The following is a 14,981-nucleotide window of genomic DNA, read 5'->3' on the forward strand; positions in this document are numbered from 1 at the left end:
CTGCCTTCCCGCGCATGACGGCCCCCTACGCGTCCGATCCCGGCCGATCGCGCGGCCGCCGCCACCCCGAGCCGCCTGCGCCCACGCGCACCGAATTCCAGCGCGACCGCGATCGCATCGTGCATTCCACCGCCTTCCGGCGGCTGGTCTACAAGACGCAGGTGTTCCTCAACCACGAAGGCGACCTGTTCCGCACCCGGATGACGCATTCGCTGGAGGTCGCCCAGCTGGGCCGATCGATCGCGCGGCCGCTGGGGCTGGACGAGGACCTGGTGGAGGCGATCGCGCTGGCGCACGACCTGGGCCACACGCCCTTCGGCCATGCTGGGCAGGATGCGCTCAACGAGTGCATGCGGGCTCACGGCGGCTTCGAGCACAACCTGCAGAGCCTGCGGGTGGTGGACCGGCTGGAGGAGCGCTACCCGGACTACGACGGACTGAACCTCAGCTTCGAGGCGCGCGAGGGCATCCTCAAGCATTGCTCGCGCGCCAATGCCGAGCGGCTGGAAGCGGCCGAACCGGGCGGCGTCGCCCGCCGTTTCCTGGACCGCACCCAGCCCAGCCTGGAAGCGCAGTTGTGCAACCTGGCCGACGAGATCGCCTACAACGCGCACGACATCGACGATGGCGTGCGCTCCGGCCTGCTGGCGATGGAGCAGCTCGATGGCATCGAGCTGTTCGCGCGATTTCGCGACCAGGCGCTGCAGCAGCACCCCGGGCTGCACGGCCGCCGGCTGCTGTACGAGTCGATCCGCCGCATGCTCAGCGCGCAGGTCTACGACGTGATCGACGCCACCGCACAGGCGCTGGCTGCGAGCGGCATCGACAGCGCCGACGCGGCACGCGGGGCCGCGCCGATGCTTCGCTTCAGCCCCGGCATGCAGGTCCGCTCGGGCGCCCTGAAGCAGTTCCTGCTGCACAACCTGTATCGCCACCCGCAGGTGATGGAAACCATGGCGGGTGCGCGCCGCGTGGTGCGCGAACTGTTCGACGCCTACGTGGCGGAGCCAGCCCAGATGGGCGGGGGCTTCGACGAGCGCCCCGACCGCGAGCGGGCCGTGGCCGACTACATCGCCGGCATGACGGACCGCTTTGCGGCGCGCGAGCACGAGCGGCTGACCGGCCGCCGCCTGCTGCCGTGAGCGGCGCCGTCGCCGGCCGCGCTTGGCTGGTCGTGCTGGGTGGCGTCGCCGCCGCCGTGCACGTCGGCAAGCTGCCACCGGCCATCCCGGTGCTGCGCGACGTGCTCGGCATCACGCTGGTGGAGGCGGGCTTCCTGCTGTCGCTGGTCCAGTTCGCCGGCATGACGCTGGGGTTGCTGGCGGGCCTGGCGGCGGACAGCCTGGGGCTCAAGCGCACCATGGTGGCCGGGCTGTGGATCGTCGGCGGCGCCAGCGTCCTCGGGGGCTGGGCCACCGGAGCCGGTACGCTGCTGGCGCTGCGCGCCGTCGAGGGCTTCGGGTTCCTGCTGGCCTCCATGCCGGCGCCCGGCCTGATCCGCCGGCTGGTGCCGCCGCAGCACATGAGCGCGATGCTGGGCGTGTGGGGCGCGTACATGCCGTTCGCCACCGCGCTCGCCCTGCTGTGCGGGCCGGCCTGGATGGCCTGGACCGGATGGCCCGGCTGGTGGTGGCTGCTGGGGGGACTGTCGGCGCTGATGGCTGCGTGGCTGGCGCGGGCGCTTCCCGCCGATCCGGTGCAGCCGCCGGCGGCCTCGCGCGACTGGGCCGCGCGGATCGGGCAGACGCTGGTGGCGCCCGGCCCGTGGCTGGTGGCGGCCGCCTTCGGCGTGTACTCGGCCCAGTGGCTGTCGGTCATCGGCTTCCTGCCTTCGATCTACCTGGCGGCCGGCATTGCACCGGGCCTGGCGGCCGCCGCCACGGCCCTGGCCGCGGCCGTGAACATGGTGGGCAACCTGGCATCCGGGCGCTTGCTGCAGCAGGGGTTCACGGCCCGCCAGCTGATGTCGATCGGCTTCGTCACCATGGCGCTGGCCAGCGTCGTGGCGTTCTCGGCGCTGCTGGGGCCGCCGGAAGCGGGCGCGCTGCCGCGCTACCTGGCGGTGCTGGCCTTTTCCACGGTGGGCGGAATGATCCCCGGCACGCTGTTCTCGCTGGCGGTGCGGCTCGCGCCGAGCGAGCGCACCGTTTCGACCACCGTGGGCTGGATGCAGCAGTGGTCCGCCCTGGGCCAGTTCCTCGGGCCGCCGCTGGTGGCCTGGGTCGCGGCGCGCAGCGGCGGCTGGCAATGGAGCTGGCTGGTCACCGGCGGCTGCGCGCTGGCCGGGCTGGTGCTGGCGGGCCGGACCTCGCGCCTGCCCCAGGTGCGCGGCCACTAGGGACTTGGGCGCACGCCTAGAATCGCGTCCCCCATGCCCCAGGCACCCACTCCCGCACAGGTGATCGAGGACACGCGCCGCTGGCTCGAGCGCGCGGTGATCGGGCTGAACCTGTGTCCCTTTGCGAAGGCGGTGCACGCAAAGCGGCAGGTGCATTTCGTGGCGAGCGGCGCCGCCGATTTCGCGCCGGTGCTGACCGACCTGGAACGCGAGGCCGATGCGCTGGTGGCGCGGCCCGCCGGCGAGCGGGACACGACGCTGCTCGTGGTGCCGGCCGGATTCGACGACTTCCTGCTGTTCAACGAACTGGTGCGGGCCGGCGAGCGGCGGCTCGCCCGCCAGGGGCTGGAAGGCGTCTTGCAGCTCGCGAGCTTCCATCCCCGGTTCGTCTTTGCGGGTGCGGACGAGGACGACGTGGCGAACCACAGCAACCGGTCACCCTGGCCGACCCTGCACCTGTTGCGCGAAGCGAGCATCGACCGCGCCGTGGCGGCTTTCCCGCAGGCGCAGGCGATCTACGAAGCGAACATCCGCACGCTGGAGCGCCTGGGACCGCAAGGCTGGCAGGCGCTGGGAGTGGGCCGCTCATGATGGCCGCGGCGGCACGCGAACCGGACATCCGCCCGGGGCAGTCGACCGAACTGCTCAAGGAGCTGCACATCCTCACCCGCGAGGGCCGGCTCAACCAGGATTCGCGGCGCAAGCTCAAGCAGGTGTACCACCTGCACCAGTTCATCGACCAGCTGCTGGCGGAACTGCCTGCGTCCGACCACGGCCCCAGCATCGCCGACCATGGCGCCGGCAAGTCCTACCTGGGCTTCATCCTGTACGACCTCTCGCTCAAGCCGATGGGCAAGGGGACGGTGTTCGGGATCGAGACCCGTCCGGAGCTGGTCGCACGTTCGCGCGAGCTGGCGGCCCGACTGGGATTCGATCGCATGGCCTTCCTCAACATCAGCGCCGCCGAAGCGGCCAGCGAGCAGGGCCTGCCGGAACGCATCGACCTGGTCACCGCCCTGCATGCCTGCGATACCGCGACCGACGACGCGATCGCATTCGGGCTGCGCAAGCAGGCGCGCGCCATGGCGCTGGTGCCCTGCTGCCAGGCCGAGGTGGCCGGCCAGCTGCGCCGCAACAAGGCACTGTCGCTCTCGCGCACCCCCCTGGCGGAGCTGTGGCGGCATCCGCTGCACACCCGCGAGGTCGGCGGCCAGCTGACCAACGTCCTGCGCTGCCTGTACCTGGAGGCCAACGGCTACCAGGTCACGGTGACGGAACTGGTCGGCTGGGAGCACAGCCTGAAGAACGAACTGATCCTGGCGCGCCGCACCGGGCAGAGGAAGCGCAGTGCCGCCGAGCGGCTGCGGGCCCTGCTGGCGGAGTTCGGATTGCAGGAGCTCGAGCCGGTGCGCTTCCCGGGCCTGGCGCCGCTCTAGAAGGGGCCTCGCCGGCGCGGCCTGGACCGGGAACGTACCAGTCCTACCAGGCCCCCGATCACCAGCAGCACCAGCGCTGCGATGGTGATGTACAGCTGTGGCACCCCCACCACCACCGCCGCCCAGACCACGATGGCCATGAACAGCAGGAACCCGATCATGTAGACAGCAAACGGCATGGGGCACCTCCGGCGGCAAGGCGCATTCTTGGCCGCCGGTGGCCTGTCGCGCTGTCGGCCCAGTCCTCACGGCGCCGTCATCTTCCGGATAATTGGGGTCAGATACGCATTTTCAGGCTGGCTGGCGGCCATAATCGGGGTCAGAACCCAATTCTTTCTTCAATCAAGAATATGGCACGACTTCCGCGATTGACGGTTCCCGGTTATCCGCACCATCTGATCCAGCGTGGCAACAATCGCCAGCCGATCTTCGGCGGGGAGGCCGATTACCGCTTCCTGCTCGATCTGCTGGAGCAGTACTCGCGCGAATCCAGGGTCGCCATCCACAGCTACGTGCTGATGGGCAACCACTTCCACGTGCTGGCCACGCCGGAGACGGACAAGGGCCTGCCGGGGATGATGCAGGCGGTCGGTCGCCGGTACGTGCGCTACTTCAATGGGCGCTACGGCCGCACCGGGACCCTCTGGGAGGGGCGCTACCGCTCGACGCTGGTTCAGGCCGAGCGCTACCTGCTCGCCTGCATGGTCTATATCGACCTCAACCCGGTGCGGGCGGGGATGGTGACCGACCCGGGCGCCTATGCCTGGTCCAGCTTCAGGCACTACGCGGGGATCGCTCCCGATCGCCTGGTGACGCCTCACCCCCTGTATTGGGAACTGGGGAACACCCCGTTCGCGCGCGAGCACGCCTATGCCGACCTCATCGCCGCCGGGCTTGCCCGCGATGTGCAGCAGGCGCTGGCGGATTCCACCCACCGGGGTTGGGCCCTGGGGGACCCCGCCTACCTGGCAGACCTCCAACGGCGCAGCCCGCGCCGGATCGCCCCGTTGGCGGCCGGCCGCCCGTTCAAGCACCCGGACGCAAGTCGACTTGATATGTCCCCGATTAATCAAGAACCGCCTGAATGATCAAATTAATCTGTATCTGACCCCGATTATTTTTCTTGGCAGCCGTGCTGCGCTGCACTATGCTGGCAGACCCTGAGACGAACCGGAGGGCAAGCCATGGCGACGGCTGCCGAGATTTCCCACCTGCAAGAGCACGGCCTGTACTCGGCCGCGCACGAGCACGACGCGTGCGGCGTCGGCTTCGTGGCCCACATCAAGGGCGAGAAGAGCCACTCCATCATCACCCAGGGGCTGAAGATCCTGCAGAACCTGGACCATCGGGGCGCAGTGGGTGCTGACAAACTGATGGGTGATGGTGCTGGCGTGCTGATCCAGTTGCCGGATGCGCTCTATCGGGACGAAATGGCGCAGCAGGGAGTGGAACTGCCGCCGCCCGGGGAATACGGCGTCGGGATGGTCTTCCTGCCCAAGGAGCACGCCTCGCGCCTGGCCTGCGAGCAGGAACTGGAGCGCGCCATCAAGGCCGAGGGCCAGGTGCTGCTGGGCTGGCGCGACGTGCCGGTGGACCGCGACATGCCCATGTCGCCGGCCGTCAAGGCCAAGGAGCCGGTCCTGCGGCAAGTCTTCATCGGCCGCGGCAACGACGTGATCGTGCAGGATGCGCTGGAGCGCAAGCTGTACGTGATCCGCAAGACCGCCAGCGCCGCCATCCAGAGCCTGCGCCTCAAGCACTCCAAGGAGTACTACGTCCCCTCGATGTCCAGCCGCACCGTGGTCTACAAGGGCCTGCTGCTGGCCGGGCAGGTGGGAACCTACTACCTGGACCTGAACGATGAACGCTGCGTGTCCGCACTGGCGCTGGTGCACCAGCGCTTTTCCACCAACACCTTTCCCGAGTGGCCGCTGGCGCACCCTTACCGCTACGTGGCCCACAACGGCGAGATCAACACGGTCAAGGGCAACTACAACTGGATGCGGGCACGCGAAGGCGTGATGTCCTCCCCGGTGCTGGGCGCCGACTTGAAGAAGCTGTATCCGATCAGCTTCCCGACGCAGTCGGACACCGCCACCTTCGACAACTGCCTGGAACTGCTCACCATGGCCGGCTACCCGCTGGCCCAGGCGGTGATGATGATGATCCCCGAGCCGTGGGAGCAGCACACGCTGATGGACGAGCGGCGCAAGGCCTTCTACGAGTACCACGCGGCGATGCTGGAGCCCTGGGATGGGCCGGCCTCCATCGTGTTCACCGACGGCCGCCAGATCGGCGCCACGCTCGACCGCAACGGCCTGCGGCCGTCCCGCTACTGCGTCACCGACGACGACCTGGTGATCATGGCCTCCGAGACGGGCGTGCTGCCCGTGCCCGAGAACCGCATCGTGCGCAAGTGGCGCCTGCAGCCGGGCAAGATGTTCCTGATCGACCTGGAGCAGGGCCGCATGATCGACGACGAGGAGCTGAAGGCCACCCTCGCGAACGCCAAGCCCTACAAGCAGTGGATCGAGAACCTGCGCATCAAGCTCGATGACGTGCCGCCCAGGGCCATCGACATCCCGGTGTCCGAGCCGACCGGCCTGCTCGACCGGCAGCAGGCCTTCGGCTACACCCAGGAAGACATCAAGTTCCTGATGTCGCCGATGGCGCAGGCGGGCGAGGAGGGCATCGGCTCCATGGGCAACGACAGCCCGCTGGCCGTGCTGTCCGATCGCAACAAGCCGCTGTACAACTACTTCAAGCAGCTGTTCGCCCAGGTGACCAACCCGCCGATCGACCCGATCCGCGAGGCGATCGTGATGTCGCTGGTGTCCTTCATCGGGCCGAAGCCGAACCTGCTGGACATCAACCAGGTGAACCCGCCGCTGCGCCTGGAAGTGGGCCAGCCGATCCTCGACTACGAGGACATGGGCAAGCTGCGCGCCATCGAGGCCAGCACCCAGGGCAAGTTCCGCAGCTACACGCTGGACATCACCTATCCGCTGGCCTGGGGCAGCGAGGGCGTGGAGGCCAAGCTCGCTTCGCTCAACGCGGAAGCGGTGGACGCCATCCGCAGCGGCAAGAACATCCTGATCATCAGCGACCGCGGCGTCGGCCCCGAGAAGGTCGCCATTCCGGCGCTGCTGGCGCTGTCGTGCATCCACCAGCACCTGGTGCGCGAGGGCTTGCGCACCACCGCCGGACTGGTGGTGGAGACCGGATCCGCCCGCGAGGTGCACCACTTCGCGGTGCTGGCGGGTTACGGGGCCGAGGCTGTCCACCCCTACCTGGCGATGGAGACGCTGGTTGCCATCCACAAGGATTTCCCGGGCGACCTGAGCGCCGACAAGGCGATCTACAACTACGTCAAGGCGATCGGCAAGGGCCTGGCCAAGATCATGTCCAAGATGGGCGTGAGCACGTACATGAGCTACTGCGGCGCCCAGCTGTTCGAGGCCATCGGCCTGAACGGCGACACGGTGGAGAAGTATTTCACCGGCACCGCCAGCCGGGTCGCCGGCATCGGCGTGTTCGAGATCGCCGAGGAGGCGATCCGCATGCACAAGGCCGCCTTCGGTGGCGACGTGGTCCTGGCCAGCATGCTCGACGCCGGCGGCGAGTACGCGTGGCGCACCCGGGGCGAGGAGCACATGTGGACGCCCGACGCCATCGCCAAGCTGCAGCACGCGTCGCGCGCCAACAACTGGAGCACCTACAAGGAATACGCGCAGCTGATCAACGACCAGAGCCGCCGCCACATGACGCTGCGCGGCCTGTTCGAGTTCAAGGTCGATCCGTCGCGGGCGATCCCGGTCGACGAGGTCGAGCCTGCGAAGGAGATCGTCAAGCGCTTCGCCACCGGCGCCATGTCGCTCGGGTCCATTTCGACCGAGGCGCACACCACGCTGGCGATCGCCATGAACCGCATCGGCGGCAAGAGCAACACCGGCGAGGGCGGCGAGGACCCCGCGCGCTACCGGCAAGAGCGCAAGGGCATCCCGATCAAGGCCGGCCAGACCGTGGCCGAGATCATCGGCAAGGACGTGGTCGAGGTCGACCTGCCGCTGGCCGACGGCGATTCGCTGCGCTCGCGCATCAAGCAGGTGGCTTCGGGCCGCTTCGGCGTGACGGCGGAATACCTGGCGTCGGCCGACCAGATCCAGATCAAGATGGCCCAGGGCGCCAAGCCGGGCGAAGGCGGCCAGCTGCCCGGCGGCAAGGTCTCCCGGTACATCGGCAAGCTGCGCTACTCGGTGCCGGGCGTCGGCCTGATCTCGCCGCCGCCGCACCACGACATCTATTCGATCGAGGACCTGGCACAGCTGATCCACGACCTGAAGAACGTGGCCTCGCATGCGTCGATCAGCGTCAAGCTGGTGTCCGAGGTCGGTGTCGGCACCATCGCCGCCGGCGTGGCCAAGTGCAAGGCCGACCACGTGGTGATCGCCGGCCACGACGGCGGCACCGGCGCCTCGCCCTGGTCCTCGATCAAGCACGCCGGCTCGCCCTGGGAGATCGGCCTGGCCGAAACCCAGCAGACGCTGGTACTCAATCGGCTGCGCGGCCGCATCCGGGTGCAGGCCGACGGCCAGATGAAGACCGGCCGCGACGTCGCGATCGGCGCGCTGCTGGGCGCCGACGAATTCGGCTTCGCCACCGCGCCGCTGGTGGTGGAGGGCTGCATCATGATGCGCAAGTGCCACCTGAACACCTGTCCCACGGGCGTGGCCACCCAGGACCCGGTGCTGCGCAAGAAGTTCTCCGGCAAGCCCGAGCACGTCGTCAACTACTTCTTCTTCGTCGCCGAGGAAGTGCGCCAGATCATGGCGCAACTGGGCATCCGCAAGTTCGACGACCTGATCGGCCGATCGGACCTGCTGGACATGCGCAAGGGCATCGAGCACTGGAAGGCCCGCGGGCTGGACTTCAGCCGCCTGTTCGCGCAGCCGCAGGTCCCGGCGGAAGTGGCGCGCTACCAGGTCGAGGCGCAGGACCATGGCCTGCACAAGAGCCTGGACCGCATCCTGATCGAGCGCTGCAGGCCGGCGATCGAGCACGGCGAGAAAGTGCAGTTCATCGAGGTGGCGCGCAACGTCAACCGCTCGGTGGGCGCCATGCTGTCGGGCGCGCTCACCCAGGTCCATCCGGAAGGCCTGCCCGACGACAGCATCCGCATCCAGCTGGAAGGCACGGGCGGGCAGTCGTTCGGCGCCTTCCTGGCCCGCGGCATCACGCTGTACCTGATCGGCGACGCCAACGACTACACCGGCAAGGGCCTGTCCGGCGGCCGCATCGTGGTGCGCCCGAGCATCGACTTCCGCGGCGACGCCACCCGCAACATCATCATCGGCAACACCGCGCTGTACGGTGCCACCACCGGCGAGGCCTTCTTCGCCGGGGTGGCGGGCGAGCGCTTCGCGGTGCGCCTGTCCGGAGCCACCGCCGTGGTGGAGGGCACCGGCGACCACGGCTGCGAGTACATGACCGGCGGCACGGTGGTGGTGCTGGGCCGCACCGGGCGCAATTTCGCGGCCGGCATGTCGGGCGGCATCGCCTACGTCTACGACGAGGACGGCCAGTTCGCCAGCCGCTGCAACACCGCCATGGTGTCGCTGGAGCCGGTGGGCAGCGGCGCCGAGCAGAAGGTCCTGGGGCGCAGCCGGTTGCACCGCGACCAGACCGACGAGATGCTGCTCAAGAAGCTGCTGGAGGACCACAACCGCTGGACGGGCAGCAAGCGCGCGCGCGAGCTGCTGGACAGCTGGTCGGCCGCGCGGCAGAAGTTCGTCAAGGTGTTCCCCAACGAATACAAGCGCGCGCTGGCCGAGATGCACGAGCGCGAAGTCGAGGAAGCCAGCACCGGCAACAACGCGCACGTGGCGGTGCAGCACGAACCGGCGCCCGCCAAGTAGGGCCGCGAGGAGGACGACAAGCGATGGGAAAAGTCACGGGGTTCATGGAGTACGAACGCATCGAGGAGGGCTATCGCCCCGTTTCCGAACGCGTGAAGCACCACCGCGAATTCGTCATCGGCCTGGACGACGAGCAGGCCCGGGTGCAGGGCGCGCGCTGCATGGACTGCGGCACGCCCTTTTGCAGTTCGGGCTGTCCGGTCAACAACATCATCCCCGACTTCAACGACCTGGTGTACCGGCGCGACTGGGCCAACGCCTTCGCGGTGCTGGACTCCACCAACAACTTCCCGGAGTTCACCGGCCGCATCTGCCCGGCACCCTGCGAGGCGGCCTGCACCCTGAACGTGAACGACGACCCGGTCGGCATCAAGTCCATCGAGCACGCGATCATCGACCGGGCCTGGGAAAACGGCTGGGTGAAACCGCGGATTGCCAGGGTCAAGACCGGCAGGAAGGTGGCGGTGGTCGGCTCGGGTCCGGCGGGGATGGCGGCGTCGCAGCAGCTGGCGCGGGCCGGCCACGACGTGACGCTGTTCGAGAAGAACGACCGCATCGGCGGCCTGCTGCGCTACGGCATCCCCGACTTCAAGCTGGAGAAGCGCCACATCGACCGCCGGGTCGAGCAGATGGCGGCTGAAGGCGTCACCTTCCGCACCGGCGTCATGGTCGGCAAGCTGCCCGAAGGCTCCCGGATCACCAACTGGGCCAAGCAGACCGTGATGCCCGAGCAGCTGCTCGAGGCGTTCGACGCAGTGCTGCTGTGCGGCGGCGCCGAACAGTCGCGCGACCTGCCGGTGCCGGGCCGCGAGCTGGGCGGCATCCACTTCGCGATGGAATTCCTGCCGCAGCAGAACAAGGTCAACGCGGGCGACAAGGTCAAGGGCCAGATCCGCGCGGACGGCAAGCACGTGATCGTGATCGGCGGCGGCGACACCGGCAGCGACTGCGTGGGCACCAGCAACCGGCACGGGGCGGCCAGCGTGGTGCAGTTCGAGCTGATGCCGCAGCCGCCCGCGCAGGAGAACAAGGAGCTGACCTGGCCCTACTGGCCCTACAAGCTGCGCACCAGCTCCAGCCACGAGGAGGGCTGCGAGCGCGAGTTCGCCATCGGGACCAAGGAATTCGTGGGCGAGAAGGGCAAGGTCACGGGCCTGAAGACCGTGCGCGTGGCCTGGAAGGACGGCAAGATGGCCGAGGTGCCGGGCACCGAGCAGACGCTGAAGGCCGACCTGGTGCTGCTCGCCATGGGCTTCACCGCTCCGGTGGCCACCGTGCTCGATGCATTCGGCGTGGACCGGGACGCCCGCGGCAATGCCCGGGCGAGCACGGATATCCGCGGCGGCTACGCCACCAACGCGCCCAAGGTGTTCGCCGCCGGCGACATGCGGCGCGGCCAGTCGCTGGTGGTCTGGGCGATCCGTGAGGGCCGGCAGGCGGCCCGGGCGGTCGACGAGTTCCTGATGGGATTTTCCGACCTGCCGCGCTGAGCGGCGGTCCGCCGGCCCGGGGGAAGGGACGCCGCTATCATCGGCCCTCCGCCACCAGCAGCCGGGCGCGTCCCGGCTTTTCCATTTCATGTCCCAGACGGATGACAGCGCCATCGTCCAATGCCGGGAGCTGGGCTTCGGCTACGGCGAGCGCCGCATCCTCGACGGCCTGAGCTTCACCGTCCCGCGCGGCAAGGTGACGGCCATGATGGGCGCCTCCGGCGGTGGCAAGACCACCGTGCTGCGCCTGATCGGGGGGCAGGTCCGCGGCCAGACCGGCAGCCTGCGCTTCGACGGCAAGGAGGTCGGCGACCTCGGCCGCGACGGGCTGTATGCGATCCGCCGGCGCATGGGCATGCTGTTCCAGTTCGGCGCGCTGTTCACCGACATGTCGGTGTTCGACAACGTCGCCTTCCCGCTGCGCGAGCACACCGACCTGCCCGAGACGCTGATTCGCGACATCGTGCTGATGAAGCTCAATGCGGTCGGCCTGCGCGGCGCGCGCGACCTGATGCCGGCCAACCTGTCCGGCGGGATGGCCCGACGGGTCGCGCTGGCGCGCGCCATCGCGCTGGATCCGGACCTGGTCATGTACGACGAACCCTTCGCCGGCCTGGACCCGATCTCGCTGGGCACGGCGGCACAGTTGATCCGGCGCCTGAACGACACGCTCGGGATCACCAGCATCGTGGTGTCGCACGACCTGGACGAGACCTTCCGCATCGCCGACCAGGTGATCATCCTGGCCAACGGCCGCGTGGCGGCCCAGGGCACGCCGGCGGAGGTGCGCGCCTCGCAGGACCCGCTGGTGTCCCAGTTCGTGCAGGCGCGGCCCGAGGGGCCCGTGCACTTCCACTACCCCGGGCCCACCGTGGCCCAGGACTTCGGCGGGGGACTGGGTTCGTGAGCGGGTGGGGGCCTTCCGACGTCGGGCGCGCCACGCGCGGCCTGCTGGCCGACCTGGGGCTGGGCGCGCGGCTGTTCCTGCGCCTGGTCGCCCTGTCGGGGCCCGGGCTGCGCCGCTTCGGGCTGGTGCGCGACCAGATCCACTTCCTGGGCAACTACTCGCTGGCCATCATCACCGTCTCCGGCCTGTTCGTCGGCTTCGTGCTGGGGCTGCAGGGCTACTACACGCTGCAGCGCTATGGCTCGTCCGAGGCGCTGGGCCTGCTGGTGGCGCTGTCGCTGGTGCGCGAGCTGGGGCCCGTGGTCACCGCGCTGCTGTTCGCCGGCCGCGCCGGGACCTCGCTGACGGCCGAGATCGGCCTGATGAAGGCGGGCGAGCAGCTGTCGGCCATGGAGATGATGGCGGTGGACCCGATGCGCCGCATCCTGGCGCCGCGCTTCCTGGCCGGCATCATCGCGATGCCGCTGCTGGCAGCGGTGTTCAGCGCCGTCGGCGTCATCGGTGGCTATGTCGTCGGCGTGCTGCTGATCGGCGTGGATCCCGGCGCGTTCTGGAGCCAGATGCAGGGCGGCGTGGACGTCTGGGCCGACGTCGGCAACGGCGTGATCAAGAGCGTCGTGTTCGGCATCACGGTCACCTTCATCGCGCTGCTCCAGGGTTTCGAGGCGCGCCCCACGCCCGACGGCGTGTCCCGGGCCACCACGCGCACGGTGGTCCTGGGCTCGCTGTCGGTGCTGGGCCTGGACTTCGTGCTCACGACGATGATGTTCAGCATTTAGGAAAACGACCATGGAAAAGTCGAGGAACGACGTCTGGGTGGGGCTGTTCGTGCTGCTGGGCGCGGCCGCCATCCTGTTTCTGGCCCTGCAGTCGGCCAACCTGCTGGGCCTGAGCTTCCAGCCCACCTATGCCGTGGTCGCGAAGTTCGACAACATCGGCGGGCTCAAGCCGCAGGCGGCGGTCAGGAGCGCCGGCGTGGTGGTCGGCCGGGTCGACTCGATCACCTTCGACGACCAGAGCTTCCAGGCACGCGTGACACTGGCCCTGGAGAGCCGCTACCAGTTTCCCAAGGACAGCTCGCTGAAGATCCTGACCAGCGGCCTGCTGGGTGAGCAGTACATCGGCATCGAGGCGGGCGCCGAGGAGAATGCGCTGGTCGCCGGCGATACCATCTCCAGCACGCAGTCGGCCGTGGTGCTGGAGAACCTGATCGGGCAATTCCTGTACAACAAGGCAGCCGAGGCGCAGCCCGCAGGGGGGAACACGAAAAAATGAGCCGCATGATGCTTTCGCCATGGCGTCGGCAGGCGCTGGCGGGGGCTGCCCTGGCCGCGCTGCTGGCGCTGCAGGGCTGCGCATCGGGACCGCGGGCCAATCCGCAGGACCCGTTCGAGCCGTTCAACCGCGAGGTCAGCAAGTTCAACGAAGGCGTGGACGCGGTGGTGCTCAAGCCCAGCGCCACCTTCTACCGCGAGAACGTCCCGCCGCTGGTGCGCACCGGCGTCGCCAATTTCTTCGGCAACCTGGGTGACGCGTGGTCGGCGGTCAACAGCGCGTTGCAGCTGAAGGTGCGGGATGCCGCCGAGAACGCGATGCGCTTCTCGGTCAACACGGTGTTCGGCCTGGGCGGCATCCTGGACATCGCCAGCGAAGCCAACATCGAGCGCCACCGCGAGGACTTCGGCAAGACGCTGGGCCACTGGGGCGTGCCCGCGGGACCCTACGTGGTGCTGCCGTTGCTCGGGCCGTCGACGCTGCGCGACACGCTGGCGCTGCCGGTGGACTACCAGGGCGACCTGGTGCGCGAGATCGATCCCGCCGGCACGCGCAATTCGCTCTACGTGCTGCGCGCGGTGGACGTCCGCGCCAACCTGCTGCGCGTGGGCGACGTGCTGGAGGGCGCCGCGCTGGACAAGTACAGCTTCACGCGCGATGCCTACCTGCAGCGGCGCCGATCCCTGATCGAATCCGGCCGCACGGGCCGCGGCGGCGGCGGCGGCGGAGACGACGACTACGAGTACGAAGACGAGGGCGAGGGCGAGGGCGGCACCGCACCCGCTGCGCCGGCCGCACCCGCTGCGCCGGCCGCACCCGCTGCGCCGGCCGCACCCGCGGCGCCGGCGGCACCGCCCAGCCGTTAGAGTTGCAGGCTGTTTCATGTGCAGGCAGGGCGCCGGAACCCGGTCCTCGCAGTCCGGTTCCAATCCCGGACCGCGGGCGCCCGCCGCCCGCCCACGAAAGGATTTCGGATGATGAACAGACGTTCCCTTGGCCGCGCCGCTGCGGCGCTGGTGGCGACCAGCCTGCTCGGGGCGCCGCTGGTGCGCGCCGCCGACGAGGCGCCCGATGCGATGATCAAGCGGCTGTCGGAGGAAACGCTGGCCGCGATCAGGGCGGACAAGTCGATCCAGGCCGGCGACATCGACAAGATCATGGCGCTGGTCGACAGCAAGATCATGCCGAACGTGAACTTCCGGCGCATGACGGCCTCGGCGGTGGGCCCCGCCTGGCGCCAGGCCACGCCGCAGCAGCGCCAGCGCTTGCAGGAGGAGTTCAAGCAGCTGCTCATTCGCACCTATTCGGGTGCGCTCTCGCAGGTGAACGACCAGACCATCAGTGTCAAGCCGCTGCGTGCCTCGCCCGACGACAAGGAGGTGGTGGTGCGCAGCGAAGTCCGCGGGCGCGGCGACCCGATCCAGCTGGAATACCGGATGGAGAAGACGCCCGGCGAAGGCGCCGGCTGGAAGATCTACAACCTGAACGTGCTGGGCGTGTGGCTGGTGGATACCTACCGCAGCCAGTTCGCCCAGGAGGTCAACGCCAACGGCATCGACGGCCTGATCACCGCGCTGGCCGCGCGCAACAAGGCCAACGCCGCGCCGGGCAAGAGCTGAA

The 14,981-nt window shown here is 69.1% G+C and carries 13 protein-coding genes; 12 read left to right on the forward strand and 1 reads right to left on the reverse strand.

Annotation, left to right across the window (positions count from 1 at the left end):
* Positions 1-14: 14 nt before the first annotated feature.
* Genes V6M57_RS02480 through V6M57_RS02495 form a run of 4 tightly spaced genes read left to right on the forward strand, consistent with a single transcriptional unit; the run spans position 15 to position 3,774 of the window.
* The gene (locus V6M57_RS02480) at positions 15-1,142 is read left to right on the forward strand and encodes a deoxyguanosinetriphosphate triphosphohydrolase (protein WP_332813393.1); all 1,128 of its coding nucleotides are present in this window, start codon (positions 15-17) and stop codon (positions 1,140-1,142) included.
* Entirely contained in the window at positions 1,139-2,338 is a 1,200-nt protein-coding gene (locus tag V6M57_RS02485; protein WP_332813394.1) for an MFS transporter, read from the forward strand. The genes V6M57_RS02480 and V6M57_RS02485 overlap by 4 nt, the downstream gene beginning before the upstream one ends.
* A gap of 33 nt (positions 2,339-2,371) precedes the next feature.
* The gene (locus tag V6M57_RS02490) at positions 2,372-2,929 is read left to right on the forward strand and encodes a DUF1415 domain-containing protein (protein ID WP_332813395.1); all 558 of its coding nucleotides are present in this window, start codon (positions 2,372-2,374) and stop codon (positions 2,927-2,929) included.
* Positions 2,926-3,774: a class I SAM-dependent methyltransferase gene (locus V6M57_RS02495; protein ID WP_332813396.1), complete on the forward strand. Its 849-nt coding sequence runs from the start codon at positions 2,926-2,928 to the stop codon at positions 3,772-3,774. The genes V6M57_RS02490 and V6M57_RS02495 overlap by 4 nt, the downstream gene beginning before the upstream one ends.
* On the opposite strand, the gene V6M57_RS02500 is transcribed toward V6M57_RS02495, so the two are convergent.
* On the reverse strand, positions 3,771-3,953 hold the full coding sequence (locus V6M57_RS02500; protein ID WP_332813397.1) for a hypothetical protein: 183 nt from the start codon (positions 3,951-3,953) through the stop codon (positions 3,771-3,773). The two genes, V6M57_RS02495 and V6M57_RS02500, sit on opposite strands and share 4 nt — an antisense overlap.
* Positions 3,954-4,124: 171 nt before the next feature.
* Here V6M57_RS02500 and V6M57_RS02505 point away from each other — a divergent pair, with 171 nt between their 5' ends.
* From V6M57_RS02505 to V6M57_RS02540, 8 genes are all read left to right on the forward strand, one after another.
* The gene (locus tag V6M57_RS02505) at positions 4,125-4,862 is read left to right on the forward strand and encodes a transposase (RefSeq protein WP_332813398.1); all 738 of its coding nucleotides are present in this window, start codon (positions 4,125-4,127) and stop codon (positions 4,860-4,862) included.
* 96 nt (positions 4,863-4,958) lie between these two features.
* Entirely contained in the window at positions 4,959-9,689 is a 4,731-nt protein-coding gene (locus tag V6M57_RS02510; RefSeq protein WP_332813399.1) for a glutamate synthase-related protein, read from the forward strand.
* 23 nt (positions 9,690-9,712) lie between these two features.
* Positions 9,713-11,179 (forward strand): glutamate synthase subunit beta, encoded by a 1,467-nt coding sequence (locus V6M57_RS02515; protein ID WP_332813400.1) that lies wholly within the window; start codon positions 9,713-9,715, stop codon positions 11,177-11,179.
* Between the two features lie 88 nt (positions 11,180-11,267).
* On the forward strand, positions 11,268-12,086 hold the full coding sequence (locus V6M57_RS02520; protein ID WP_332813401.1) for an ABC transporter ATP-binding protein: 819 nt from the start codon (positions 11,268-11,270) through the stop codon (positions 12,084-12,086).
* Positions 12,083-12,865: a lipid asymmetry maintenance ABC transporter permease subunit MlaE gene (mlaE, locus tag V6M57_RS02525; RefSeq protein ID WP_332813402.1), complete on the forward strand. Its 783-nt coding sequence runs from the start codon at positions 12,083-12,085 to the stop codon at positions 12,863-12,865. Before V6M57_RS02520 ends, mlaE begins: the two co-directional genes overlap by 4 nt.
* Before the next feature lie 10 nt (positions 12,866-12,875).
* Positions 12,876-13,361: an outer membrane lipid asymmetry maintenance protein MlaD gene (gene mlaD, locus V6M57_RS02530; RefSeq protein ID WP_332813403.1), complete on the forward strand. Its 486-nt coding sequence runs from the start codon at positions 12,876-12,878 to the stop codon at positions 13,359-13,361.
* Positions 13,358-14,227 carry an MlaA family lipoprotein gene (locus V6M57_RS02535; protein WP_442968769.1) on the forward strand — a complete coding sequence of 290 codons (870 nt, stop codon included), beginning with the start codon at positions 13,358-13,360 and terminating at the stop codon, positions 14,225-14,227. Before mlaD ends, V6M57_RS02535 begins: the two co-directional genes overlap by 4 nt.
* Positions 14,228-14,335: 108 nt before the next feature.
* Positions 14,336-14,980 (forward strand): MlaC/ttg2D family ABC transporter substrate-binding protein, encoded by a 645-nt coding sequence (locus V6M57_RS02540; protein WP_332813404.1) that lies wholly within the window; start codon positions 14,336-14,338, stop codon positions 14,978-14,980.
* Position 14,981 lies beyond the last annotated feature (1 nt).

The organism is Ramlibacter sp., assembly GCF_036676645.1.
In the GTDB taxonomy this organism is placed as follows: Bacteria; Pseudomonadota; Gammaproteobacteria; order Burkholderiales; family Burkholderiaceae_C; genus Ramlibacter.

Excerpts from the sequence above, each read along its gene's own strand:
- V6M57_RS02480 (WP_332813393.1), top strand. The coding sequence starts at position 15 with ATGACGGCCCCCTACGCGTCCGATCCCGGCCGATCGCGCGGCCGCCGC.
- V6M57_RS02490 (WP_332813395.1), top strand. The coding sequence starts at position 2,372 with ATGCCCCAGGCACCCACTCCCGCACAGGTGATCGAGGACACGCGCCGC.
- V6M57_RS02495 (WP_332813396.1), top strand. The coding sequence starts at position 2,926 with ATGATGGCCGCGGCGGCACGCGAACCGGACATCCGCCCGGGGCAGTCG.
- V6M57_RS02500 (WP_332813397.1), bottom strand. The coding sequence starts at position 3,953 with ATGCCGTTTGCTGTCTACATGATCGGGTTCCTGCTGTTCATGGCCATC.
- V6M57_RS02505 (WP_332813398.1), top strand. The coding sequence starts at position 4,125 with ATGGCACGACTTCCGCGATTGACGGTTCCCGGTTATCCGCACCATCTG.
- V6M57_RS02510 (WP_332813399.1), top strand. The coding sequence starts at position 4,959 with ATGGCGACGGCTGCCGAGATTTCCCACCTGCAAGAGCACGGCCTGTAC.
- V6M57_RS02515 (WP_332813400.1), top strand. The coding sequence starts at position 9,713 with ATGGGAAAAGTCACGGGGTTCATGGAGTACGAACGCATCGAGGAGGGC.
- V6M57_RS02520 (WP_332813401.1), top strand. The coding sequence starts at position 11,268 with ATGTCCCAGACGGATGACAGCGCCATCGTCCAATGCCGGGAGCTGGGC.
- mlaD (WP_332813403.1), top strand. The coding sequence starts at position 12,876 with ATGGAAAAGTCGAGGAACGACGTCTGGGTGGGGCTGTTCGTGCTGCTG.
- V6M57_RS02535 (WP_442968769.1), top strand. The coding sequence starts at position 13,358 with ATGAGCCGCATGATGCTTTCGCCATGGCGTCGGCAGGCGCTGGCGGGG.
- V6M57_RS02540 (WP_332813404.1), top strand. The coding sequence starts at position 14,336 with ATGATGAACAGACGTTCCCTTGGCCGCGCCGCTGCGGCGCTGGTGGCG.